The 25,439-nt window shown below is 46.6% G+C and carries 18 protein-coding genes and 2 tRNA genes; 17 read left to right on the top strand and 3 right to left on the bottom strand.

Translation table 11 applies throughout. From position 1 onward, the window contains the following. Nucleotides 1-137 precede the first annotated feature (137 nt). Nucleotides 138-647: a hypothetical protein gene (locus ACFVS2_RS05860; RefSeq protein ID WP_390232101.1), complete on the top strand. Its 510-nt coding sequence runs from the start codon at nucleotides 138-140 to the stop codon at nucleotides 645-647. Between the two features lie 11 nt (nucleotides 648-658). Here ACFVS2_RS05860 and ACFVS2_RS05855 read toward each other — a convergent pair whose 3' ends face one another. Further along, nucleotides 659-1,345 (bottom strand): response regulator, encoded by a 687-nt coding sequence (locus ACFVS2_RS05855; RefSeq protein WP_390232098.1) that lies wholly within the window; start codon nucleotides 1,343-1,345, stop codon nucleotides 659-661. Next, entirely contained in the window at nucleotides 1,342-2,577 is a 1,236-nt protein-coding gene (locus ACFVS2_RS05850) for a sensor histidine kinase (protein ID WP_390232095.1), read from the bottom strand. The genes ACFVS2_RS05855 and ACFVS2_RS05850 overlap by 4 nt, the downstream gene beginning before the upstream one ends. A gap of 173 nt (nucleotides 2,578-2,750) precedes the next feature. Here ACFVS2_RS05850 and ACFVS2_RS05845 point away from each other — a divergent pair, with 173 nt between their 5' ends. The 13 genes from ACFVS2_RS05845 (at nucleotide 2,751) to ACFVS2_RS05785 (ending at nucleotide 12,161) form a co-directional block, all read left to right on the top strand. Continuing rightward, nucleotides 2,751-3,083: a MarR family winged helix-turn-helix transcriptional regulator gene (locus tag ACFVS2_RS05845; RefSeq protein WP_007727206.1), complete on the top strand. Its 333-nt coding sequence runs from the start codon at nucleotides 2,751-2,753 to the stop codon at nucleotides 3,081-3,083. A 123-nt stretch (nucleotides 3,084-3,206) separates the two neighbouring features. After that, nucleotides 3,207-6,344: an efflux RND transporter permease subunit gene (locus tag ACFVS2_RS05840; RefSeq protein ID WP_173619508.1), complete on the top strand. Its 3,138-nt coding sequence runs from the start codon at nucleotides 3,207-3,209 to the stop codon at nucleotides 6,342-6,344. 28 nt (nucleotides 6,345-6,372) lie between these two features. Beyond that, entirely contained in the window at nucleotides 6,373-7,599 is a 1,227-nt protein-coding gene (locus ACFVS2_RS05835; protein ID WP_390232091.1) for an efflux RND transporter periplasmic adaptor subunit, read from the top strand. A gap of 450 nt (nucleotides 7,600-8,049) precedes the next feature. Continuing rightward, nucleotides 8,050-8,760, top strand: coding sequence for a cytochrome c biogenesis CcdA family protein (locus ACFVS2_RS05830; protein ID WP_007727213.1), 711 nt, complete (start codon nucleotides 8,050-8,052; stop codon nucleotides 8,758-8,760). A gap of 23 nt (nucleotides 8,761-8,783) precedes the next feature. Beyond that, nucleotides 8,784-9,317: a TlpA family protein disulfide reductase gene (locus tag ACFVS2_RS05825; protein ID WP_173619505.1), complete on the top strand. Its 534-nt coding sequence runs from the start codon at nucleotides 8,784-8,786 to the stop codon at nucleotides 9,315-9,317. A gap of 172 nt (nucleotides 9,318-9,489) precedes the next feature. Further along, the gene (locus ACFVS2_RS05820; RefSeq protein ID WP_173619504.1) at nucleotides 9,490-9,687 is read left to right on the top strand and encodes a hypothetical protein; all 198 of its coding nucleotides are present in this window, start codon (nucleotides 9,490-9,492) and stop codon (nucleotides 9,685-9,687) included. A 104-nt stretch (nucleotides 9,688-9,791) separates the two neighbouring features. After that, on the top strand, nucleotides 9,792-10,031 hold the full coding sequence (locus tag ACFVS2_RS05815; protein WP_390232088.1) for a hypothetical protein: 240 nt from the start codon (nucleotides 9,792-9,794) through the stop codon (nucleotides 10,029-10,031). A 280-nt stretch (nucleotides 10,032-10,311) separates the two neighbouring features. Beyond that, complete coding sequence (locus ACFVS2_RS05810; RefSeq protein ID WP_390232086.1) at nucleotides 10,312-10,620, top strand: hypothetical protein; 309 nt, start codon at nucleotides 10,312-10,314, stop codon at nucleotides 10,618-10,620. A gap of 88 nt (nucleotides 10,621-10,708) precedes the next feature. Further along, on the top strand, nucleotides 10,709-10,879 hold the full coding sequence (locus ACFVS2_RS05805) for a YycC family protein (RefSeq protein WP_173619502.1): 171 nt from the start codon (nucleotides 10,709-10,711) through the stop codon (nucleotides 10,877-10,879). A gap of 27 nt (nucleotides 10,880-10,906) precedes the next feature. Next, the gene (locus ACFVS2_RS05800) at nucleotides 10,907-11,473 is read left to right on the top strand and encodes a thioredoxin family protein (RefSeq protein ID WP_390232084.1); all 567 of its coding nucleotides are present in this window, start codon (nucleotides 10,907-10,909) and stop codon (nucleotides 11,471-11,473) included. A gap of 66 nt (nucleotides 11,474-11,539) precedes the next feature. Then, the gene (locus ACFVS2_RS05795; RefSeq protein WP_173619500.1) at nucleotides 11,540-11,857 is read left to right on the top strand and encodes a hypothetical protein; all 318 of its coding nucleotides are present in this window, start codon (nucleotides 11,540-11,542) and stop codon (nucleotides 11,855-11,857) included. A 92-nt stretch (nucleotides 11,858-11,949) separates the two neighbouring features. Further along, nucleotides 11,950-12,034, top strand: a tRNA-Tyr gene (locus ACFVS2_RS05790). Between the two features lie 45 nt (nucleotides 12,035-12,079). Next, nucleotides 12,080-12,161, top strand: a tRNA-Leu gene (locus tag ACFVS2_RS05785). 166 nt (nucleotides 12,162-12,327) lie between these two features. Here ACFVS2_RS05785 and edeQ read toward each other — a convergent pair. Beyond that, the gene (edeQ, locus tag ACFVS2_RS05780) at nucleotides 12,328-12,765 is read right to left on the bottom strand and encodes an edeine self-resistance N-acetyltransferase EdeQ (RefSeq protein ID WP_173619499.1); all 438 of its coding nucleotides are present in this window, start codon (nucleotides 12,763-12,765) and stop codon (nucleotides 12,328-12,330) included. Nucleotides 12,766-13,066: 301 nt separating this feature from the next. Here edeQ and edeP point away from each other — a divergent pair, with 301 nt between their 5' ends. The 3 genes from edeP to edeN all read left to right on the top strand — a co-directional run bounded on the left by edeP (nucleotide 13,067) and on the right by edeN (nucleotide 25,436). Next, nucleotides 13,067-17,572 (top strand): edeine non-ribosomal peptide synthetase EdeP, encoded by a 4,506-nt coding sequence (edeP, locus tag ACFVS2_RS05775; protein ID WP_390232080.1) that lies wholly within the window; start codon nucleotides 13,067-13,069, stop codon nucleotides 17,570-17,572. 77 nt (nucleotides 17,573-17,649) lie between these two features. Continuing rightward, nucleotides 17,650-18,897, top strand: coding sequence for a lysine 2,3-aminomutase (locus tag ACFVS2_RS05770; RefSeq protein ID WP_390232077.1), 1,248 nt, complete (start codon nucleotides 17,650-17,652; stop codon nucleotides 18,895-18,897). Nucleotides 18,898-18,920: 23 nt separating this feature from the next. Continuing rightward, nucleotides 18,921-25,436, top strand: coding sequence for an edeine non-ribosomal peptide synthetase EdeN (gene edeN / locus ACFVS2_RS05765; RefSeq protein ID WP_390232074.1), 6,516 nt, complete (start codon nucleotides 18,921-18,923; stop codon nucleotides 25,434-25,436). The last annotated feature ends 3 nt before the right edge of the window (nucleotides 25,437-25,439 follow it).

Below are 25,439 nucleotides of genomic sequence, written 5' to 3'. Positions count from 1 at the left end.
TTCGAATGAGCGGATGGTCCTATTCGTGAAAAAGTTGCAAGTCTTTCGAATCAATCTTTTTGTAAGCTGTTGTCAAGGCCTGTCGATCAGTGGAATAATTTACAAAACGGTTACAATTTGAACGGAGTTGAACAACGGTGATTCGGATGCTGAAAAAAAACGAAACGAGGTGGAGCTACTGGGAGGTTTGGTATGAGGAAACGGAGCATCTTTACACCGTTCATTACGGAAAGGTAGGGGAAATTGGCGACTATTTTGCTGTAGTAGCGGAGCAGATCGAGGGAAGGCCAGACGAAGTTTTGCAGAGATGGGCAGAAGAGATGAAAGAACAAGGATATCAGGTCATGAAAGAGAACGATTTCCACCCGATGATCGTTCGCTTTCCCCAATTGTGTGAGTCAGAGATTGAGATGCGCTATTTGATCGAACAGCTGTTGGACGAATGCTTGGGAAAGACAGGGAATGGCCACAGCGACGGTGGGGAAGACAGCGAGAGGACGTTGGCAGTGATTTGTCGAGTGATCGATACGAAGAAAGCGGCTGCTGCCGTATTTGAAGCGATGTCCAGCGCACAGCTGGTACAAGGGTTTTCCATCAGCATAAAGCAGGAGGATGGAAACTTGATCCCACTTAGTCCTCCTGCCTGAAGATGTCTGATTTATTTCACGATTTTGTGCCGCAGTGCTTTTGCCACTGCCTGGGTACGATCCTCGACACCCATCTTTTGCAAAATTCGATGCACATGTGTTTTTACAGTGCCTTCTGATATAAACAAGTTTTGCGCAATCTGATCATTTCGATAGCCATCTGCGATCTGTTGAAGGACATCCAACTCTCGATCCGTCAGTTCATCTAGCAAGACTGATTGAGAAGAGGTAGTCGAATCAGGTGTCTCACGTTGACCTTGGAGTGCTTCGGCAAGTGCTTTTGCAGCTGTCACGGTGTGGAAGAGGGCTTCTCCCTGGTGGGCTCTGCGAATGAGATCAAGCATTTCCTGAGAGTCGGCATCCTTTAGCATATAGCCGACGGCTCCAGCACGTATCCCTTCCACCACATAATTGTGATTGTCAAAGGTGGTAAGAATCAATACCTTCGTGCGAGGATGCTGCAGCATGATTTCTCTTGTGGCCTCAATACCAGACTTGTTGGGCATCTGAACATCCATCAAAACGACATCAGGTGCGAGGGCGCCAATTAGTTCAACTGCTTCCACGCCATCGGAAGCTTCTCCAATTACTTCCATATCGGATTGCATTTGAATGACATAACCCAAACCTTGGCGAATCATGGTTTGGTCATCTACTAGGACCACGCGAATGGCTCCTTCTTTTTGTTTACCGGTCATGTTCGCATGCTCCTTTCAGGTTCAGTCTGGCCAATCGGAAAGCTGAAATCGAGTTGGAATCCGTGGGGCTCTCGAATGCGATAGGCGAGAGTTCCGTTCAATAACTGAATTCGTTCAGATATGCCAGTTAGGCCAAAGCCAGGTTTGATTTTTTGGTCGCTCGTGATGCTTCCATCGTCTCGAATGGACAACAAAAGGATGTCCTTCTTTTGTTCAATGATGACGAGAATTTCTTTTGCGTCAGAATGACGTAGGGAATTGGTGATCGCTTCTTGCAAAATACGATAAAACGTTATCGTCATTTCTTGAGAGAGCGGAATATCCAGATCGGAGCATATCAGCTCCATTTTTATTCCTGTATGCTTTTGAGCCTGCGACAAGAGAGCTCGCAGAGGCGTAAGTCCCAAGGAGGTTTTATCTAGGGCCAATGTATGGACAGACGTGCGGATATCCTCCAGACTTTGCTTGGCAACACCGAGCATGTTACGCACGGCTTCTTGTGCGTTGTCAGGTCCATCCTGCAACATATACTTCAAGGCATGTAGCTGGACAATGAGTGAAGTCAAACTATGGCCCAATGCATCGTGAATATCACGGGCAATTCGCGTTCGTTCCTCTAAAACCGCTACTTGAAGGGAATGAAGTGCTGCTTCTTGAAGTTGTAAGTGCGCCTCTTGCAACTCTGTATGTGCTTTTTGCAGCTGCTCCAGGTGCTGTTGGTTGGTTTCGTATGCTTCTGTTTGAATCCGATAGCCACGTGCGCCGATATAGCATCCCACATACGTAAGAATATAAGAGATGATGTGCGTGAATTTCAGGTTTTCTTCAAAATATAAAAAAAGCGTACTGCACGTACCAAAAAAAGTAGCATAAGCCAACGCACGGCGTCCATGAATGTGAAAACCGATAAAAACAGCGAGTGGGAGCATCAAGCCGAAGCCCTCTCCACCCAAGATGAGCGACTTTAGTAACGAGACAATTCCAAGCACGACTGTCACAAACTCGAATCGGAAAGGTTTCCATTTTTTCTTGGAAGTCCAAAATACCACAAGGTAACAAATAAATAGTACAATGGTAAGGGAAAATTGCAACGGAGTTTCCCGTTTAAAGGAATCAGGAAGCAAAGCTAATACAATTAAGATGGAAAACCACATGATCAGTAAACGTTTTTGTATGGCTTTCATCATTATCTTCAACAATGAGAAGTCCTTCTTTCTCTGCCGAATAATCACTTAACTTCATTCTAGCATGCGTTGTCGTCTATCTCCAGATAGATAAATCCCTGTCAGAAATCTACCCCTGGGTAGACTTCACTACATATACATTTCAGTAGAATTATTTTTGGGAAATAAACGATTAGTTATAGGTGTGAAGTGGTTAAGTAAGGATGGCAAGGGAGGTTCTCATGAAAGAACTGATTCAGTTGGCAAAACTCCTGCAAGAAGCCAGTGTTTTGTTTACCACGATTTCTGAGCAAGAGCTGGATACAAGCGATGTAACCTGGCAACAGGTCTTGATTCTGGAGCAGCTTGGAAACGGGCCAAAAACAATGGGGGACATAAGTAAGACTGTCGGTCTTTCATACAGCACAACTTCCGGTCTCATTAACCGGTTGGAGCAGGAAAACCTGGTACGCAGGTTCCGAGACCAATCAGATCGACGAGTTGTGTGGGTGTCACTGACAGAGCGTGTATACCAACAGCGAGATGTGAAATGGGGAAATTCACAAACCGTTTAAAAATGGTTTCATCCCTTGATATTTCGTTAAACGAAATGCTACTACGAGGTTCCCTTGTTCATTTCGTTATGCGAACTATTACTCACAAAAAATTAGCAGATATATAAAGAAGAGGTGAGTGGATTGAATCTTTCTGAACTATCGATTAAACGCCCGGTCACCATGATTATGTTGACTCTGGCCATGATGATTTTTGGTTTCGTTTCACTGCCTCGCTTGTCGATTGATCTCATGCCGGATCTTAACTTCCCGGTTGCTGTCGTGGTTACATCCGTTGACGGCGGATCTCCGAGTGAGGTAGAAAAACTGGTAACGAAACCGATTGAGGACGCACTTGCAACGGTATCCGATTTAGATAGTATACAATCGGTATCGATGGAAGGCGCTTCGCAGGTTATTCTCATGTTTAACTGGGGGACAGACCTTGATCAGGCGACTCTCGACATGCGGGAGAAGGTAGATCAGGTTCGTGGCTCTTTGCCTGACTCAGCCAGAGCGCCACGCGTATTGCGTATTGACCCGAACAGTACACCGATCATTGAATTTGCGGTGACGGGTGAGCAAGATATCAACAAATTGAAAAAGATGGCAGAGAATATGATCCAATCACGCCTGGAGCGTATTGATGGGGTTGCATCTGCTTCCATCAGCGGCGGACAAAGCCGGATCATCGATGTTACAGTCGACCCAGCCAAACTAGCGGCGTATGGACTGTCACTTGACCAAGTTCAACAAGCTCTACAGACCAGCAACTTGTCAGGTTCCGGTGGAGCGGTACGCGAGGGTGACGCCAAGCTCAACATCCGTGTACAAGGTGAGTTTGCCGATGTCGAACAAATCGCGCTGACACCAATCTCTGTCGGAGGAAACTCCATTAGGCTCAGCGATATTGCCGAAGTAAAAGACACGCATCAAGATATAACGCAAATGAGTTACGTAAATGGAACACCTAGCTTGGGTATTAAAGTGACAAAAGCTTCTGGCGGAAACACCATTGAGGTAGCAGATGATGTAAAAGCTGAGCTGGAGAAAATCAAAAGCGAGCTGCCAGAAGGCGTAGAAATCATTACGACCCTGGATACATCCATCTACATTAAGGATTCCGTTTACACCACTGCTGAACATGCCCTGTTGGGTGGCGGTATCGGTATGATCTTGCTGTTCTTCTTCTTGGGCAGCTTGCGATCCATGGTAATTGCGGTCATCGTTCTTCCAGTATCGATCGTTGCTACGTTCTTGCTGATGTACATGACTGGACAGACGATCAACCTGATTTCCCTCTCCGGTTTGACATTGGGATTGGGATCATTGATTGACTTTGCGGTTGTTATGCTCGAGAATGTTTTCCGTCACCGAGAACAGGGAAAAGGCATGATGGAAGCCGCCTTGGATGGTTCCAAGGAAGTAGGTACGGCAGTTATGGCTTCGGCTTTGGCGCAAATCTGCGTATTCTTGCCGATTGCTCTCACAGAAGGTATTGCTTCTGAGTTGTTTGGACCACTTGCATTGACGGTTGTTTACTCGCATATTGCGGCGCTTGTATTCTCGATTTTGCTCGTGCCGATGCTGAGTTCGAGAATTTTGAACAAAATTCCGTCGCATACGCATCATGAGAACTATCGTGGAATCAATCCAGTTACTTGGTTCAACATTGGATTTAGCAAAGTAGAAAAAGGTTACCAAGGATTGTTAAAATGGTCTTTGGGCCATCGTAAAACAGTCATGATTTCTTCGGTCGTTATGATGGTGGGCTCTCTCGCATTGACTCCATTGATCGGGGCAGAGTTTATCCCGGCCATGGACCAAGGGCAAGTAAACATCTCCATCAAAATGCCAAATGGTACCGTTCTGGCTGAAACAGAAAAGGTAACCAGACAAGTAGAAGAAATTGTCAACACGGTTCCGGAGAAGAAAATTGTAGCGACTTCGGTTGGTAGTAATGCATCACCGATAGCGAGCACGTTGTCATCCAATCAGGGAACGATCAGCCTGATGCTGGTAGATCTTGATCAGCGCACACGTTCCTCCAATGAAGTTGTGATGGATCTCCAGGAAAAGCTGAAGCATATTGCTGGACCTGAAATTAAGGTAAGCGCACCAGCTGGTATGTCTACTGGTTCCCCAATCCAACTGAAGGTTAGTGGGGATGATTTAGACGTATTGAAAGATATTAGTGATATCATTAAAGGTGAAATTGAGAAGGTACCAGGTACGAGTAACGTAACAACCAGCTTGGAAGAATCAAGACAAGAGCTGGAAGTGAAGATCAATGCGGAGAAAGCGAGCTTGTACGGATTGACGACCGGACAAATTCTCTCCAGTGTTCGCACTTCCTTCCAAGGTCAAACGGTAACGTACTATCGAACGGGTGATGATGAGATTGACGTCAACCTCAAGCTGCCGAAAGAGTATCAGGAAGATATCAACTTCTTGAACAATATGCGAATTTCCGCTCCAGGAGGAGCACAGATCGCACTTACCTCGGTTGCGACTATCAGTAAGATAGATGTGCCTGTATCGATTAACCGTGCCAACTCAAGCCGTGAAGTTCAAGTAACGAGTGATTTGGCAGGACGTGACCTGAGCTCTGTCACACGGGAAGTGCAAGAGAAAATCTCGAAGCTGAATCTCCCAGATGGTTACAAAGTCGATTTTGGCGGGCAAAGTGAAGAAATGATGGAATCATTCAGTAGCCTTGCTCTCGCGATTGTACTGTCAGTTGTATTGCTTTACATGGTAATGGCAGCGCAGTTTGAATCGTTCTACACCCCGTTTATCATCATGTTCTCCGTGCCACCGACCGTTACAGGCGTTCTGCTTGGACTATTGGCGACAGGCACAACGATCAGCGTTGGGGTTTTGATTGGGTACATTCTGTTGATCGGTCTGGTCGTGAACAACGCGATTGTATTGATCGACTACGTAAACCAATTGCGCGCAAAAGGTATGGAGCTGTATGATGCGATCCTGCATGCCGGACCGATTCGTCTTCGTCCGATTTTGATGACGACACTCACCACCATTCTGGCGATTGGACCGCTCGCATTCTCTGGCGGTGCCGGTTCTGAGACGAATGCACCAATGGCCGTAACGGTTATTTTCGGTCTCGGATTCTCTACACTGATTACGCTGGTTCTGGTTCCTGTCGTTGCTTCTTGGTTTGATGATTTAGGGAAAAAGAGACGCTTGAAGCGCCAGTTGAAACTCGAAAAGAAACTAGAAAAGAAACAAAAGAAAATTAATCCCGCTTTGGAATCGTAAGACGTTTGTGGGAAGAGGAGGGACATACATGAAACTAAGTAAAAAACCCGTCATTTTGGCATTGCTAGCCATCTCGCTAGTGGCAGGGTGCTCCAGCCCGCAAGCGGAAACGCCGCCTACGGAAACAGTGGCAGCGGCAACCCCTGTACAGGTGGAAACTGTTGCAACGGGCACAGTGGTATCAGATTCTGGTCTCACGGCAAAGCTGGCGCCGAGTGAGGAAGTGCAAGTTTCCCCGAAAATGGGTGGGAAAATTTCTTCCCTGCCAGTGAAACTGGGCCAATACGTGACAAAAGGTCAAGTATTGTTCAAGCTCGATGAGAAAGATCTGGTGAACGGTGTTAAACAAGCAGAAGCAGCCTACAACGTATCAAAAGCGAGCTTAAACCAAGCAGGCAGCAGCTCTGATCAAGGTTTGGTCCAAGCAAAAAATAGCCTGAAGCAGGCAGAAACTGCCCTTCAGGATGCAAAAGTAAACCAGCAGCGGATGCAACAGCTCTTTTCACAAGGAGCGATTTCCGCTCAGCAGATGGAACAGGCAAATTCCCAATTGACAACGGCACAGACCTCTTATGATAACGCGCAGCAGGGTGTGCAATCTGCAGGACAAAAAACAAGTGTGCAAGTTTCCGAAGCCTCTGTACAGCAAGCACAAGTAAGCCTACAAAATGCTCGTGAGCAATTAGCGAATGCGACTGTGACGTCTCCGATTAACGGATATATTTCCAGCGTAAACGGCGCAGTTGGTCAAATGGCAGGTCAGCAGCCGGTTGTGGTTGTTGTGAACACGAACCCACTTCTGGTAAAAGCGAATTTGTCAGAAGCAGATATCACAAAAGTAAAAGTAGGAACTACCGTAAAAGTAAACGTACAATCGACTGGAAAAACGATTGATGCCAAAGTAACGGCGATGAGTCCAGTAATGGATACAAATCTCAAGGCATATCCAGTTGAGATTACGATTCCAAACCCATCCAATGAGCTGAAGTCCGATATGGTTGTGAATGTAACCTTCCCATCGGTTGGGGAAAGTGGAGCAACATCGATCGTTGTGACGCGCGGTGCAGTATTTGATCGCGATGGTAAGCAGTATGTATTCAAGCTGGAAGGTGACATTGCAAAGCAAGTCGAGGTCACTACAGGCAAATCCTCCAGTGATCAGATCGAAATTTTGACAGGCTTGTCTGCCGGCGATAAGATCGTGGTAAAAGGGCAAACACTGCTTCAAGATGGCGGCAAAGTCACTATCCAGTAAGAAAAGAATAGCAGGGAAGGGGCGGAGTACATCCGCCTCTTTTTTTGTGTACAATGGAAGTATTCGTCTCATTCCAAAAGGGAGGTGTCTTCATCTGTACTTCCAAAAACCACAGTCTGGTGATTATCCTGCGCAGTTTGAAACCTATATCAAAATCGCACGTGAAGGTGATCTGAATGAGCTGCTTTGCGCTCAGGAGGAAGAAATACTTGCACGCTTTCGATCCTGACAGGTACATGTCACATTTGTCACAAATCTGATCTGTTTTCTAAAGTGGACCAGATTTATCCATCCAATTGTTAATTTTTGTGCCGAGTTTTAAGACATAATGAATATTATGTAAAGTAAATTGTCACGGATTTAAGACAAAGTGTCATTGCTACTGTTGAAGGGGGAAAAGATTCGATACAATGAGAAGATAGTGGATAAAATACCCACCGGAGGTTACATATGACTGGCGATATTACTGTGTTTTTGGCTTTTGCAGCAGGTTTCCTTTCGTTTATTTCCCCTTGCTGCCTGCCGCTTTATCCGTCCTTTTTGTCTTACATAACTGGGGTTACGGTAGATGAAGTGAAGAAAGGGAGAGCGGTTTTTCGCAAGCAAGCCTTCTTGCATACCTTTTTCTTCATTGTCGGGTTTTCGATCATTTTCGTTGCACTCGGGCTGTCTACATCTTGGATCGGAAGCTTGTTTACCGATCAACAGGACTTAATTCGTCAACTGGGCGGTATTTTGCTTGCTGTCATTGGTTTGGTTATGCTTGGCGTGTTTAAAATGGATTGGATGATGCGTTCTTTTAAAATCGATTTAAAATCGAGACCATTGGGGTATACTGGGTCCATACTGGTGGGAATGACGTATGCAGCTGGATGGACACCTTGTGTGGGACCGATTCTTTCTGGCATTATCGTCATGGGCGTTTCCAATCCATCAAGCGCTCTGGCTTACACATTGGCGTATACACTCGGTTTCGCCATTCCATTTTTTGTCATGACGTTCTTCATCAGTAAGGTGAACGCGATAGTGAAGTATTCCGACCTGTTTATGAAAATCGGAGGAGCCATTATGATTTTGTTTGGTATTCTTCTGTATACAGATAAACTGACGGATATTACACGCGTGCTCATTCAAATGTACGGAGGCTTTACGGGATTCTAACTCAGTAGGGCAGAGGTGACAAAATGAAAAAGCTGTTGCTCGCGGTGCTCGTATTATTGGGGGTCGGACTTGCTGTTTGGGAAAAGCCTCAAGAAACGGCCGCAATCGTAGCAGAGGTTCAAAAACCGGAAGTTGGCTTTGCGGCTCCTCATTTTACACTGACAGGATTGGATCAGCAGACGTACAAGGTAGAAGGAAAAAGGACGAAACCATTAGTCTTGAACTTTTGGGCTTCCTGGTGTGGACCATGCAAGCTGGAGGCGCCTGATTTACAAAAAGTCTATGAAAAATACGGCGGGCAGGTTGATCTGTATGGCGTGAACGTCACGAGTAATGACAGTCCTGAAGCAGCCATGGCCTTTGTCACCAATTACAAGCTGACATTTCCGATACCGATGGACGTTGCTGGAACCGTGTCGAACCGTTACAAGGTGATGGCGTTCCCCACTACGTACTTGATTGACGCAGATGGGATTGTACGAAAGAAGATAATCGGCATGGTTGATGCCTCTACACTGGAGCTGGAACTGCGCCAGTTGTTAAGTCCAAAGCCATAGGGACTGCTCATAAGTCGCTTGGAGAGAATTCTCCGGCGGCTTTTTCTATTTGTTAACACGAATGACAAGGCCCATTTTGCAGGTGACTATCATGATTTTGTATGCTTGCCTAAAGAGCGGGGGTGTTCTCCTTCATAGACTGGAGTGATCCAGGGCAAAGGGAGGAAAGCGGATGGCCAAGGGCAAAAAGATAAAGAAGAAGAATTCGCGACAGCACCCCAATCAAGTACAGCTGAAAATCGTAACGTCCCATACATGTCAAGTATGCAAGCAGCAATGTGCACGAGGGTTGGCATATCTGGAACAGATGTCCCAGCCCGGCGCGATCGGCTTTGGTGTACCATGCATCTTGACTAAACAAAAGCCATAGTTCGTCCTTTTCGAAGTGCAGTTTACGGTTCACGGGAGATAGTCCCTTCACTTTCATTCAAAAGGGACTATCTTTTTTGGCGTGAAAAGCGAGGAAAAGCCGATTTGCATGTAGAAGTGAGACCTAAACAAAAGAAATCGGAGGAGGAATTGCCTACGGATCGGGTGAGAGAAGCTTTAAAAAACCATTATCAATTAGACGTTGAGCGTATCGAACGCATTGCATATGGCTTGTGGGAAGAAAGCTTTTTCCGTTTGGACAAGCAGTCAACGTTATTATGTAAAACGTATTTATGCAAAATGGCGCTTACAAACTCGCTACGAGGAGATGCTTACTTGGTCTAACACTCAGCCAAGAACTGCGAGGGAAAGGCTTTCCGGCGCAGCTATCACCCAGGGGAATTGCCACTTCGTGAAGCAAAGGCTATGGGGGAGCTATTAGCCCATTTTCATCGACAGTTTGAGCCTCTTCCCCCAGTTGAGGACGTTCCGATGCTCTCACCTTCCAAAGCGATTGCAGATTGCCAAGGATTATGGAGTCAGTATCAGGAAGAGCAGGGAGCTTTTCCAGTATACGTACGTGAATTACTCGAGCAGCAAATTTCCTTGTTGGAGTCGGCGAGCTATGAATACGTTACCTGTCTGCCAGTACCCTCGCTCCGAGGCATATGCTCAGGCTCATCATTCGCTGCCAAAGACAGAGTGGCAAGCGGTGCTGGCACAGCTCTGCTACGGACATTTGGCTTCAACGAATTTTTTAGATAGCTGGCTCGTCAAGCACAATCGTCGCATGGAGCATTGGGAACAGATCGCGATGACTTGGACTCGGCTCGTTCCAGAGCGATTCCGACTTTGGCACAAGCTGGAACAAGAACTGCTGGATAGGCTTTTCCAGTATCCTTCGCAGGTCACTGCGGTTGGAAGGGATAACTGATGAGCCTCAAGATACCAAGCTGGCAGGTTTAACAGCCGTGTATTATACTGAAGGGACTGATGAAAGCAAGCGGAAGGAGTGGAAATACATGCGACCATTACAAATATCACCTGATACGGCTGTTAAGCTGGCCGAAGCACTTCAGGTACCTTTAGAGCGTCTCATGCACATGCCGCAACATATTTTGTTACAAAAAATGATGGAGTTGGCAAAGCAAGAGAAAGAAGCAAATGAGGGAGAGTCTGAAAAGCAAGACTAGATTCATTACATACGAGGAGGAGAAAAGATGGGGGCAAACGTAGCACATAAATTCCGTACGGGGCTCAAGCCACAATCGTTTGTGGAAAGCATGACAAAAAGTCAGGATACATACCAAAACTGGTCGGATGCATTTTCATGGGAGGATGAACAAGAGCGTGCGTTTTTTGCCTCTCTCCAGCATCGTGATGACCTCAGATGCTTGATTTTGGCTGCGGAATGGTGTGGCGACGTCGTTCGCAACTTGCCAGTCGTATTGCATGCCTTGAAAGAAACAGACATGCCAGTGGAAATTATGGTGATGGAAGAACACCTCGATCTCATGGATGAGTTTCTCACGATGGGCGGTCGGGCGATCCCTGTTGTTATTTTCGCGGACACGGGTGGACATGTTCTGGCAAAATGGGGACCACGACCGAAGCATGTCCAAGCTGTCATGACGGCGTTTAAACAGCAAAACCCGGACCGAAATGCACCAGATTATGAAGACAAGATCAAAGTGGCACGTGCCGAAATGCTCGAGCAGTATGGAGAAGGCACTGGCTATCAGCAAGTGATTGTCAAAGAACTGAGAGAGCTGCTTTCCTCGATCTAATCTATCACATCAATAACAGGGCGGAGTCACGGCTCCGTCCATTTTCATGCAGAAGGGCTGAATAACATGTATTACTACGGGAATGAAACCATTATGTCCTTGGAGCAGGTGCTTCGGTTAAAAGCTTCGGAAGTTCGAATTCTGGAGTGGGTACGTACCTACGAGTTTTTAGAAAATAGTTATGGGATAGATGAATCCGTTCCCTACTTCTTGGAGATAAAATGCGAAGAAGAGCAAGTGAAGATTCGTAAAAACCGCATACTAGACTTCCCGGAATACTCCTGTGAGGGAGAAGCAACATTTCAAGAAGTGGACGAAGCACTGCGCGTCTTTCACGAGTGGGCACAGGAAATCTTGGAGAAAAAAGAGAGTCAAGCCAAATAAATATATTGACGTCAAACAAAGTTCATGGTAAATTAATAAATGTCGCTTCTGGTTGAAGTGAGTAGACGCAGAAGATAGACAGCACATACTGTGGGGAGATAGTGAAGTGGCTAAACACGGCAGACTGTAAATCTGCTCCCTCCGGGTTCGGCGGTTCGAATCCGTCTCTCCCCACCATTGATTTTCTATTGATGATGTGCTATTTTATTCATAGTTTTACATGCCGGTGTGGCGGAATGGCAGACGCGCGCGACTCAAAATCGTGAGGGAAACCGTGGGGGTTCAAGTCCCTTCACCGGCACCATATCTAAAACGAATACACACTAACCATGATGTTTACAGACACATGGAAGGTGTGTTTTTTAATTTACGGAAAAATAAAAAACAATTCAAACAGCGGCGATTCTAAGACTGGATTTTCAGGTCTTAGGTCGCCGCTGTTTCATTTTTGGGGAGCGAAAATAGCTAGTTTAAAAGTTCAATTCTGCAATAGTCTCGCCAAACAGGACCATGCCATTTTTTTGAAATCCGAGTGAAGCGTAAAGGTTTTCGGCAGCGACATTGGCTGGGGCATAACCAATGACAATTTTTTGACAATCGTCTTTTGCCTTCAGTATATCAATGACTTGCGAAATCGCAGCACGTCCGTAGCCTTGACGTTGATACTTAGCATCAACTAAGAGTCTGTAAATCCAGTAGTTGCTATCGTCGGGGTCAAGTCCATACATGACAAAGCCAACCATCGTGTCATCATGGTAGATGGCCAAAGGGACAAATGTAGTTTGAAATTTTGCTTCAGCGATGGAGTAAAGGTTCGGGGCAACAAACTCACTCTGTTCGGGTGTAGGTTCCAGTTCAATACACTCTTCCCAGTTTTCCAAGGTTACTTCTCGAAGTGTCACAGACATCTAATCACATTCATCCTTCCAGGGGCTTGATTTTACCAATATATTACATTTTATCCTACGTGAAAAGACAGCCAAAATCAATAGTGTGCACAAAATTTTTTCCATTCTATGAAGCGCTAGAAAAAGGAAAAAAGAGGTTGAATTCACCTAATTTTCAGAAATAACATTTAATGGAAAATTCATTTGACACTTTAGAAGAGTCATCGATATAGTTGGGATGGAAGTATTTGTAATCAATTAGATTTTTTGCCATATCCGAATTGTGATTACATCTGCACAATTCCGAAAGGGGGGAAATGCATTGCATCAGGATAAGAAGCAATGGAAGGACGGATATCCTTTAAGTCATCCACAAAAGCGTATCTGGTATACGGAAAAATTACATCCACAGCTTCCTGTCCATACGCTAGGGGGGATGGTGCGGGTTCAAGGAAAAGTGAAACTGGATGTACTGGAAGCGGCCATTCACCTGTTCATTCAAAAGAACGATGCTTTGCGACTCAACTATCAGGAAGAAGAGACAGTCCTTCAGTTTGTTGGAGAGTACGAACCGCAGCCATTGCAGGTGTTTGATTTCAGACAGGAACCGAATGCCCCTGATCGGTGCAGACAATTCCTGCAGGATTTGTTTGCAAAGCCGTTTTCGATCGGACGGGAGCCTCTGTTCTACTTTTGTCTGATTCAACTGAGTGACGAAGAAGCGGGGTATTTTGTAAAGTTTCACCATTTGATTGCTGATGGTTGGTCCATCTCAATCATGACAGAACAAATTGCTCACTATTATGACACGTTGTTGGCAGGCGGTACCGTTCATGTAGGAGAAGAACACGCTTATCAAGCTTTTGTCGACAGGGAGCATGCCTATTCTCAGTCTGAGAGATTTGAAAAGGACAAGCGATACTGGCGGGACAAGTTTCAGAGCTTACCCGTGATTACGACCTTACAAAAGGCAACAGATACAACCGAAGGCAAGCGCAAAGTCTATGCATTCAACCGTGAAGATTCTACAAGAATACGCGAGTTTGCAAACCAGATGAAATGCTCCCTAAATTCCATGTTTGTGGCTCTCGTCAGTCTTTACCTTCAGCGTTGTACGAGGCAAGAAGAAATCGTGATTGGTACACCGTTGTTAAACCGTTCAGGAAAAGTGGAGCGCAAAATATTCGGGATGTTCACAAGCACCATGCCATTTCGTTTGGCAGTTCCGATGGAAATGGATGCTTTCGATTATGTCAAATATGTTAACAGGGAACTCACTTCCTGTTTTTTTCATCAGAAATATCCCTACGATTTGCTGGCTCAAGAGTTGGAATTGAAGAAACATGGCTATGACAGCCTGTTTCAGATTTGTGTAAATTATTACAGCACGCAGCTGCCCTTCACCCTTGGCGGGCACTCCGTGACGAATGAGGAGTTTTACAATGGTCACCAGTTGTATTCGCTCCAAGTAATTATCAGGGAATGGGCTACAGATGAACAATTGACTCTGGAATTGGATTATAAGATCGCTGAGTACACGGAAAATGATGTTGATCGAATAGTGGATCATCTCGTAAGGCTGCTCAATCAGATGATCTCGAATCCAGAAGTCCCGCTGTCCAATCTGAACTTCCTTGCTGACGAAGAGTTGGCACTACAACTCAAAACCTGGAACGATACTGCGGCTTCCTATTCCAGAGAGAAGACGGTTGTTCAGTTGTTTGAAGAGCAAGTAAAACGCTCGCCACAGGGAGTTGCATTGGAGTCAGAGGGGCGCATGCTGACATTTCAGGAAGTACAGGATCAAGTGAATCGACTCGCTCAGTCGTTGCGAACGCGAGGAGTTGGCCCTGGTGTAATTGCTGCGCTGCTGGCAGAGCATTCTCCAGAGATGATCATCGGACTGTTGGCCGTGCTAAAAGCAGGCGGGGCTTACCTTCCGATTGACCCTCAACTCCCTTCTCAGCGCATCGAATACCTGCTGTCTGATTCTGGAGCGGACCTGTTGCTTCGTCACACCTCGCGGACAGAGAATATTTCGTGGTCCAAAGAAATCCTGGAACTCGGTGATTCGTCCCTGTATCTCAATGATGGGGCAAGCCTGGAATCGGTTAATCAGCCAGAGGATTTGGCCTATGTCATTTATACTTCAGGCTCTACCGGAAATCCGAAGGGGGTCATGGTCACTCATCGAGGGTTAGTCAACTATATTTCGTGGGCGAAAGACCGATATCTCTCCTGTCCTGAAGAAGCGTTTGCTTTTTATTCCTCACTGGCATTTGATTTGACGGTTACGTCCATTTTTTGCCCGTTGGTAAAGGGAAATCGGATGGTGATCTATCCGCACTCCGATTCAGAGTTTGTGTTATCTCGCATCTTTAGCGACGGACGTTCCCATGTTGTAAAGCTGACACCTGCGCATCTGTTTTTGCTGCAAGAAATCGATTTGCGTTCTACTACGGTAAAAAGAGTGATAGTAGGCGGCGAGGACTTGAAGGTGAGTCTGGCTGAGGCGATTCATGCGAAATGGAACGGACAAATCGAAATTCTCAATGAGTATGGCCCTACTGAGACAGTAGTCGGTTGCATGATCTATCAATACGATCCAGAGAGCGATGTCGAGGGTTCTGTGCCGATTGGACATCCGATCAGCAACGTACAGCTCTACATTTTGGATTCATATGGGAAACCAATCCCGATCGGATCGACAGGAGAGCTATTTATCTCGGGAGATAGTGTGGCACAGGGGTATCTTAACCGCGAGGAATTGACTCAAGAGCGTTTCCTACCCGATCCGTTTCAGCCAGGTAAAGTGATGTACAAGACTGGCGATCTGGTTCGCTATCGGCCAAATGGAGTCATGGAGTATCTGGGACGGGCTGACTATCAGGTGAAGATTCATGGTTACCGCATTGAATTGGGGGAAATTGAACAGCAGCTACTTGGCCATTCTTCTGTGCGTGAGGCAGTGGTGATCGATCGAATGGATGCGTGGGGGCGTAAGTACCTTTGTGCTTATTTGATCACGGAAACATCTTTCCGGGAAAAAGAGCTCCGTGAAGAACTGGCAAGTCGATTGCCCGCATACATGATCCCTTCGCAAATCGTGCAGCTTGAACAGTTTCCGCTGACCTCAAATGGCAAGGTAGATCGAAAACAGCTTCCCGAACCTGTCATTGAGAGAAAAGGTGCGGAGGATGAAACCAGTCCTCGTGACGAGTTTGACAAGCTATTGGTTGAAGTGTACGAGGACGTGCTTGGTCGTTCGCCATTTGGTCTACATGACCCGTTTTCTCAACTAGGGGGAGATTCGATCAAGGCGATTCAGGTTTCCTATCGATTGCATCAGCGGGGAATCAAGATTCCGGTAAGAGACATCTTGATTTATGACACAATTGCAGAACTAAAATCGAGAAGTGACTGGAGCTGGGGAGTGGAACAGATCTCACAAGAGCCGTGTACTGGCGAGTTACCGTCATCTCCTATCGTTTCTTGGTTTTTGTCACAACAGTTCCGCAATGTTGATCATTGGAACCAGTCGTTGCTCCTTGAAAGCAAAGAAAAAGTAACGCTGGAGGAGTTTGAAGTAAGTCTTTCTGCACTGGTTAACCATCACGATTGTTTGCGACTCAATTACTCTGTAAAAGAGGAGAAGCTCTTTTACAATGAGCGCCATCTTACCAGCCGAGTGTCAGTGTCTTGCGTCGACCTTTCTTCCTTACCGCAAGAAGAACAGGAGAGTAGGATGCTAGAGGCGATGAGAGATTGCGCTGTTAGCTTCAAGCTGGAAGAATCTTTGCTGTTTACCGGTTGTCTCTTTGAATTAGGTCCCGATCGACCTCAGCGATTGTTTTTGACGGCCCATCATCTTGTTGTAGACGGTGTCTCCTGGAGGATTCTCCTGGAAGATTTGATGAGCGCCTTGGCCAGTCTGAAACGGAATGAGCCGATTGTCTTGCCGGATAAAACACATTCGATGCAAGCGTGGATCAAGGAAGTCTCCGCCTTTTACCAGTCGGATCAGGCAATCAAAGAAAAAGCATATTGGGACATGTTTTCCATCCCGGAAGACAAACTTCCAACAGATTACGATTTTGGCGAAGACTTGGTAGAATACAGCGCTACATCTACACGCACACTTTCAGCCGAGATAACGTCGCGACTGTTGACAACGGCCAACCGAATGTTCAACACGGGTCCCCAAGACCTATTGGTTGCAGCACTTACCCGGACATTGTGTGATGTGTTTGAGAGGGAGCGTCTCTTACTGGTAATGGAGTCGCATGGGCGTGAGTCTTCCATTCATGCGATGAATGTAACCAGGACAGTAGGCTGGTTTACCAGCATGTATCCTGTTCTGTTCGAAACGAATCCATCCAATCGGACTGATCACCTAAAAGCAGTAAAGGAGAAATTACGTCAGATTCCGATGGGCGGTCTTGGATTTGGCTGGTTTAAGCCTCATCTGCTCGCGGCAGAGGAAAAGTCCCATGTTCGATTCAATTATCTGGGAACCGTTGATAATCAATTGAGTGATGATCTGGTTCTAATGGGAGGAAACTTGGCGGTTGATGCCGGAGTGGGTAATCATTTGACAGCACTGCTTGACGTGGCTGCTCTCATTCGTCAAGGAGAACTTCAGGTTTCTGTTACGTACAGCTTGCGAAAGTATCGCGAGGAGACCATCGAGAAATTGCTTGCGTTGTTTTTCCATGAATTAGAGCAGCTCATTGACCATTGCTGCCTTCAGGAGATCCCTGAATTTACTCCATCGGATTTTGAAGATGTGGAGTTGACACAAAAAGAACTGGATTTGCTGTTTGGTTAACAAGCGAATCATATGCTTGACCGAGTGTTCTGAGAAAGCAAAACGACGAGTGTTTAAGAATGACGGGAGGGATTACATTGAGTGTTAAGGTGTTAATGGGAAAAAAAGGATTTGAGGAATTCGCAACAATTGTCGGCTTTACAGAAGCAGAGAAGGAAGTACGCAGTGCGTTACTGGAGCAGTCTTATATGCCATTTAAGGTGACTCGCTATTATGCCGAGTTGATTGCGAGTCAATCAGAGCCTTATCGTACACAGATGATCAATATCGTACTTCCGCCACCGGGAGAGAAACCCTATAAAGGCCGCTTTGATCCGTATGGTAACAAGTCATACCGTCAGGATGAAACAGCTTTCCTGCAACACAAGTACAAAAAGACATTGTTGCTTCACATCGACGACTTTTGTATTGCTAACTGCCAGTTCTGCTATAAAGTGAACGAAATTCGCCACGAGGATATTGGATACACCAATATCATGGAAAAAGCAGAAAGGGCAGTGCAGTATTTGGAAGCTCATCCGTATATCGATAATGTTCTCTTTACTGGCGGAGATCCGGCTTCCTTCCGTAAAAGCTCTGACTTAATCAAGCTGATTAGCGCTCTATTGAGTGTGAAGAGTATTCGACTCGTTCGCTTTGCCACCAAGGCTCTGGCCTATGATCCCGCTCGTTTTCTCGACGGAGAGCTGCTAGCGTTCTTTGATCAAGTAAGACAGACGCCTGGCAAGCAGGTAAGTGTGATTTCTCAGTTCAACCATCCCGGGGAAATAAGCGACGTTTCGATCCAAGCAACGCAAGCGCTGCTGTCCGTCGGTGTACAGATTCGTGGACAGCCTGCCATCATTCGCGGAGTAAACGATTCTGTCGAGACCTTGATCGACTTGCAGCGCAAGTTTCTCGATAATCGAATCATTTCGTATTATTTGACAGTGTTTATGCCAGTCAGAGGAGTCGAGCAGTATGCCATTCCACTTGACGAGGCGTTCCGGAATGTGGCCGAGTCCAAACGTAATTTGGGAGGACTAGAGAAAAAAGGGGTACTTCTTACTTCACACGATTTTGGAAAATTAGAGATTTGTGGTTTTTATCCGACAGCTGAGCTCCCTGAAAAAATTGTTTTGAAATGGCATCAAGCGGTTGGACCAGACTATCTTCCAGAGCGGTTGAAGGAATTAATCCCAACCCGGTCAGAAGACCTGATGATTTTGGACTACAAGCAGGGAGAGATGTATTGTCTCGACCATGTGTTCAAACACAATGGATTGCCGTACGTGGATGCAGATGGGGAGATCGTGGAGAACCTGCCGAGTGAAGCTGTTCGGTAAGGGAGTCAGGAGAGAAAATTGTGATGAACAAGATCGACAAAAACAATATAGCTGACATTTTGCCGTTAAGTCCAACGCAGGAGGGCATGCTGTTTTACTACCGACTCCAAAAGGATTCCAATCTGTATTTCGAACAGCATCGGCTAACCCTTCGTGGCAAGTTTCAGCTGGAGTTGTTTACGCAGGCAGTTACGATGGCGTTTGAGGCCAATGAAATGCTTCGTACGGTTTTTCGCTGGGAGGGGCTTCAAGCCCCTGTCCAGCTGATTCTCAAGCAAAAGACATTGGAGATTCCTTATTTCGATTGGACCGAGTTACCATCTGCAGCGAGGGAAAGAAAACTGTCTGTCTTGTTGTTACAGGACAAACAAACACCCTTCACGCTTGAGTTGGGCAATACCATTCGCATTCAAGTAGTACGGATGGAGTTGTATCGTTATGAAGTCATATGGTCATTTCATCACATTCTCATGGACGGATGGAGTTCCGGTATTCTCCTAAGAGAGATATTTACAGCATATGGACAATTATGCTCGGGCCTGTCCCCTGCGATTAAACAGAAAGCGAAATACAAGGAGTATCTGCGTTTTCTGAAAGAAGCATCGAAAGAACAATCGTTATCGTATTGGAAAGATTCCTTACAAGGAATTAGCTCGCCTACACCGCTTCCATATATGCGGGATCGTAACGAAGAGCGGCGGTATTCTTCTTATCATCTTCGGCTCAGCCAAACGCTTACGGAGACATTGGAGGAAACATCCAAGCGTTACCGCGTGACAATCAGCACAGTGCTGCAAGCCGCATGGGGTATTTTGCTGCAAAAATACAGCGATACGCGTGATGCTCTTTTTGAAGTGGCGTACGCCGGACGTCCTGCCCATCTCACAGGAGTAGAGGAAATCGTCGGCCTCTTCATCAAGACGTATCCGCTCCGGGTCAAACGGACAGAAACGACTACAGTCAAAGATCTGCTGGGTGTCATGATGGAAGAACAGCACCAGATGGCCCCACATTTGTACGTGCCAGCAGTTGAGTTGAAAAACTGCTCAGAGATGGACGCACAAACACCTTTGGCGCACAGTTTGTTCGTTTTCCAAAACTATCCCATCGACAAGACGCTGGCCGGATTGGAACTTGACTTCGAGCTGGAGAATATCACTTCGCATGAAACAACCGATTATCCAATGGTGCTGGAAGTAACACCAGGTGATGAATGGACAGTCCATATCAACTACCAGGCATGGAAGTTTCAAGCGAAGGAAATCGAACGTCTGGCGCTTCATTATCAGAGCCTTCTCGAGCAGATTGCGGCTGATCCGGATCAAGAGATTCGTGACCTTACTCTGCTCAGTGATCGTGAGCGGCACGAGATGATTGAGGAACAGATGAAAGTCGTGCCAGTTCCGAGTAACTACTGTGTGCACGAGTTGATTGATCAAGCGGCAGAAAAAACACCGGATGCAGTTGCGCTTGTCCAAGGAAAGCAGACAGTGACCTACAAGGAGTTACAAGAGCAAGCGAATCGCCTGTCTTGGGCTCTGCAAAAGGAGGTGACAGATGCAGGCCGACCGATAGTTATCATGTGTGATCGTTCCCCTGAAATGATTGCTGCACTGCTGGCTATCCTCAAAGCTGGGTGTTACTATGTCCCACTTGATCCAGACTTGCCGAAAGCGCGAATCGAACAGATCGTAAGCCAGATTCAGCCTATTCTAATTGTGACAGAGGGCAGCTATCTGGAACTCGTCGCTGATTTGCAAACAAAGGTGTTTCGTCTGGATGAACCAGCATGTTGGGCACAGGAGTTAACGCAAACACCACAGCGAAGAGCGGCACCTTCAAGTACTGCGTATGCCATCTTTACTTCTGGTTCGACAGGTACGCCAAAAGGTGTGCGTGTAAAGCATGATCAATTAATCAACGCTCTTTGGTGGCACATTGAATTTGTCGGGTTCGGAGAGCAGACGAGAACGTTGCAGATCGCCACATTGACTTTTGACGCATCGGTTGTCGAGATTTTCTGCACACTGATCAGCGGCGGTACCCTTTGCTTGTTGCAGCGACATGAAAACAAGTCCCCGCAAAAGCTCGCGGCTGCCATCGAGGGCCAACAGGCAAACGTGATACTCGTCGTCCCTACGATGTATCACGCTTTGCTTGACCACGTGGCTGATGGCTCGATGGATTCGATACAAAAAGTATTGTGTACAGGAGAGATGCTGTCTTCTTCCTTAGTGGAACGACATGCAGCCTTGCTGCCTCAAGCGCAGATGTACAACTTGTATGGCCCAACGGAAAATAGTATCTCGGCATCTGGGTATTGTGTACCGAGACAAGGGCCTTTTGAAAACCCGCTTCCGATTGGACATCCAAGTTACAACGTTCGTGTCTTTCTTCTGGACCAAGATTTTCATCTATTGCCCAAAGGGGTAATAGGGGAAATGTACGTAGGCGGGATGGGTGTAACGGAAGGATACATCGCTGACGAGGAAAAAACCAGAGCGTCCTATATACTGACCCCGTATGGCAGGCTTTATCGTACAGGAGACTTGGCTTGCTGGACGGATGAAGGGCATCTGCAATATTTTGGCCGCAAGGATTTTCAGATCAAGATTCGCGGCAACCGCGTTGAATTGGAGGAAATTGAAGCTGTCCTGCGCCGTCAGCCTGGTGTCAGGGAAGCAGCGGTAGTGGCCATTCAGGAGTCAAAACGCGATCCTTATCTGGTTGCATGCTTGGCCGCGATGCATCCGATTGAGGAACATGTTCTTCGCGAAGCAGTGCTGACTTATTTGCCTGACTACATGCTACCTGCCTTTTTCGTCCATCTAGATGCCTTACCTCGGACGCAGAGTGGAAAAGTAGACAAGACTGCCTTACAACGTCTGGATTACACGCAGTATCGCACGGGAAAGGAAGAGGCCCCGGCAGATGAACTTGAGCAGCAATTGGCACAAATTTGGCGAGAGCTTTTGGTAGTCGAAAAAATAAGCGTGCATGATCATTTTTTCTCGCTAGGAGGCCACTCGCTGAAGGTCGCTCAACTCGTGACCAGATTGCAAAAAGAGAGAAAAACAGACATCACGATCAAGGATGTATTCCAGAACCCGACCATTCGACAATTAGCTGACCGCATCAGGGGTAGACAGCCGATATCCTACGCGCCGATTGATCGCGTAAGTAAAGCCGAGAGATACAGGGCTTCTTCTTCACAGAAACGAATTTTCGTGATGCATGGAATAGAAGGAGAAAGCACCAGCTACAACATGTCGGGTGTAATCGCGGTAAACGGTCATCTGGATGTAAGTCGAGTGAAAAGTGTATTTAAGGAAATCATCCAAAGGCATGAAGCATTCCGTACTTCGTTTGCGGTACAGGATGGAGAAGTGTATCAGTACATCAGCGACCAAGTGCCATTTGAGATCAAAACCAGTCATAGCGACGGTAGGACATTGGACGAACTGATGGAAGACTTTCGGCAATCTTTTGATTTGACGAAAGCACCCCTCCTTCAGGTTTGCCTAGTCGAGGTCACAGCCACTCAGCATTATCTGCTGTTCAACTCTCATCATATTATTTTGGATGGCATTTCACTGAATGTGTTAATGGAAGACTTCGCTAAATTGTATGTGGGTGAAGAGCTGCCTACACTGCCCATTCAATACAAGGACTACGCCGACTGGCAGTGGCAGAAGCGGGGTAGCAAGCAGTGGAATCAGCAGGAAAAATACTGGATGGATACTTTCAGCGACCGAGTCCCGCTCATGTCTTTTCCGCTGGATTACCCGCGTCCTTCTGTTAAGACATTCCAGGGGGATCACCATACGTTCTTCCTTACTGATTCTACGTACGTTGATTTGCATGCATTTGCCAAGCAGAACGAAGTGACTGTCCATGCAGTTTTGATGTCAGCTTATTACGTATTGTTGATGAAATACACGTCTCAGGAAGATTTCGTTGTCGGTTCACTGGTAGCTGGACGAAACCATCCCGATTTGGAGCGAATCGTCGGCGTCTTTATCAACTTCCTTCCGATACGAAATCGTCCTCGTGCCGATCTTGTGTATACCGATTTTGTACAAGAGGTTCAGCGCAGTCTGCTACTAGCCTACGAACATCAGGAGTATCCGTTTGAAGAGATTGTTGCTCGTAGCGCCGCAGGCATCCAGCAAATGCAAAATCCATTGTTTGATACGATGCTGATCTTCCATAACCAGCGGGAGCAAGAAGTGCAATTTACAGTGGGCGACGTGCAATTTGAAGAGGTTCCACATGAATCGAAGACATCGAAACTTGACTTTAAGCTGGATATTACGCCACTCACTGATCAATTCAGGTGCGTGCTTGAATACGATACCCAGTTGTTTAAAGCGGAGACAATGGAAGGCTTCGCTGACAACTATATGCGTGTTCTCGCAACACTTCTGAAGCATCCAAAACAGCGAGTGGATGATGTTGACATCGTCCATCACCAAACAGAAAAAGAGGGCGTGATGAACCGCCTTCATCATGTTGGAGTTGCAGTTCCAGAACTGGGTCCGGCTCAAATCATGTATGGCACTCTCGGATTTGATGCAAGTGATTCCCTGCATGATCCAAAACAAAATGTGTATCTCTCCATGTGCATGAAACCAGGATGTGTGCCAATCGAGCTAATCGCTCCTGTCGATGAAACGTCACCTTGCGTTCGTTTGTTGGAAGAAAAGGGGACGGGTCCGTACCATCTATGCTTTTCAATTTCCAATATTGATCAATTTTTGAAAAGGTTAGTTGATTCTGGCTTCAAATACGATTTGGTCAGCGCTCCTAAGCCAGCGGTACTTTTCAATCATAGACTCGTTGCCTTTCTCTTTCTGGAAACGGTTGGCCTGGTTGAACTTGTAGAGAGCGAGAACATGACGCATGACGAATGGCAAAGCAGCGATCAGCGATCTGCTGTCCGGCTGCTTACACCAGATGCAGAAAAGGCACTGTCGTTCTTTACATTCCTGGGCTATCGAGTTCACGAGAAATATCTGGATCGGCAATCGCAAGCCAGTATTATCACACTGGGCAAAGCGAGAGAGAGTAGCATCCAGTTAGTCGAGCCTCGAATGGAGCACTCAGAAGAACAACGAGAGCTCATGAAAAGTGGTTCTGGCGTTTACCAAATCGAGGATCGGGTAGCGAATCTGACCGAACGGATCGACACACTGATAGCGTGCGGCATCCCCGTTTCTTTTGCAGACGGGACAGGACGTGATCTGCAACTGACAGATGCCCCGTACCTACTTTTGACTGACGGGAAATCAGCCGCAGAAAGACCTAAGCCGATTCTAGGCGAGTTTCATTCGGAAACAACGCCCATCTATTCCTTTGTTCAGGAACGTTTGCTGAAGCAGGAACAAGAAGATGGGATTGTGGCTGTCAGATGTTTTGACATCGAGCTTCGGAGCAGAATCGAACTGTCGTATATGCAGCAAGCATGGCAAGCTCTTGTGCGACGATTTCCTCTGCTGTCGACCCAAGGCTATTCCGAACCGATTCCGCTTGCGCTTTGTGATTTACAGGAGAAAAGCGAGGCAGAGGCAACGGTATGGTTGCGAGAACGATTGATTGCCGAGCAGAAGAGGCCGTTTGAGGACAAAGCAGGAAGTTTGGTTCGATTTGAATGGATAAAGCTGGCTGCTGATCGCTATCGGTTGATTGGAAGTCTTCACAGCTCCTTTAGTGATTGGCGAGGTCTCGGACTTCTCCTGGAAGAATGGGAGGCTCTGTATCAAACGATTGCAGAGGGGCATGAACCAGCTGAGGATGAACAACCTCGCTACGAAGCATTCGCCGTTTGGCAGAAAAAAATGCTTTATTACGGACATCTCGAGGCCCAGCGTCACGAGTGGTTGACAGCAGCAAATCCAGACTCTGCTCAACCATTTGGTACGGGAGGGGTAGCGAAGCGACAAGTCGAGCAGTATATCGACCCGACAGGTCACGCCGATTTGCTGCATGTAGCTGCTCATTCCAATCAGGAGCTGGGAGACATCTTGCTTGCCTCCTACCTGTTGTTGCTTCGACAGGTCACCCAATTGCCTAGTTTGACGCTTGGAGTAGTGACGACGAATCGGACGCAAGGTGTGCTGGAACAAACGCTAGGCAACTTTGACAATATCGTACCGCTCACTATCGATATGCAGACCATCAGTTCGTTTTCACAATTATTGGATCAAACGAAGCAAGTACGTGACCGCATGCAAATGCTCGCGTTGTATCCGTCAGAGCACTGGCAAGCGACGACACACATGGAATGGCCGACACTTTTTGTTAACCAGACGATCCCGTTCAAAGCTCAGTCAGCTGTTTGGAATCGTGAAGTCAAACGGTCAGTTGAGCCAGAAATGGCAGGAAGTCCGTTAGTTCTTCAGGTAGCAGAAACTTCGGAAGGTATCCATGTCGTTTTTACCTATGATCCATCTATGCTTCAGACGGGATATGTTGAATCGCTTTCGGATCGCTATGTGAAAATCCTAAAAATGTTAGCAGAAAAATCCAAAATAAAGTAAAAG

The sequence above is a fragment of the Brevibacillus sp. NPDC058079 genome, assembly GCF_042885155.1.
GTDB lineage: Bacteria > Bacillota > Bacilli > Brevibacillales > Brevibacillaceae > Brevibacillus.
The sequence above is the reverse complement of the archived record's forward strand: the minus strand, read 5'-3'. Positions and strand labels throughout refer to the sequence as shown.

Excerpts from the sequence above, each read along its gene's own strand:
- ACFVS2_RS05825 (WP_173619505.1), top strand. The coding sequence starts at position 8,784 with ATGAAAAAGCTGTTGCTCGCGGTGCTCGTATTATTGGGGGTCGGACTT.
- ACFVS2_RS05800 (WP_390232084.1), top strand. The coding sequence starts at position 10,907 with ATGGGGGCAAACGTAGCACATAAATTCCGTACGGGGCTCAAGCCACAA.
- ACFVS2_RS05810 (WP_390232086.1), top strand. The coding sequence starts at position 10,312 with ATGAATACGTTACCTGTCTGCCAGTACCCTCGCTCCGAGGCATATGCT.
- edeN (WP_390232074.1), top strand. The coding sequence starts at position 18,921 with ATGAACAAGATCGACAAAAACAATATAGCTGACATTTTGCCGTTAAGT.
- ACFVS2_RS05805 (WP_173619502.1), top strand. The coding sequence starts at position 10,709 with ATGCGACCATTACAAATATCACCTGATACGGCTGTTAAGCTGGCCGAA.
- ACFVS2_RS05835 (WP_390232091.1), top strand. The coding sequence starts at position 6,373 with ATGAAACTAAGTAAAAAACCCGTCATTTTGGCATTGCTAGCCATCTCG.
- ACFVS2_RS05820 (WP_173619504.1), top strand. The coding sequence starts at position 9,490 with ATGGCCAAGGGCAAAAAGATAAAGAAGAAGAATTCGCGACAGCACCCC.
- edeQ (WP_173619499.1), bottom strand. The coding sequence starts at position 12,765 with ATGTCTGTGACACTTCGAGAAGTAACCTTGGAAAACTGGGAAGAGTGT.
- ACFVS2_RS05845 (WP_007727206.1), top strand. The coding sequence starts at position 2,751 with ATGAAAGAACTGATTCAGTTGGCAAAACTCCTGCAAGAAGCCAGTGTT.
- ACFVS2_RS05830 (WP_007727213.1), top strand. The coding sequence starts at position 8,050 with ATGACTGGCGATATTACTGTGTTTTTGGCTTTTGCAGCAGGTTTCCTT.
- ACFVS2_RS05795 (WP_173619500.1), top strand. The coding sequence starts at position 11,540 with ATGTATTACTACGGGAATGAAACCATTATGTCCTTGGAGCAGGTGCTT.
- ACFVS2_RS05855 (WP_390232098.1), bottom strand. The coding sequence starts at position 1,345 with ATGACCGGTAAACAAAAAGAAGGAGCCATTCGCGTGGTCCTAGTAGAT.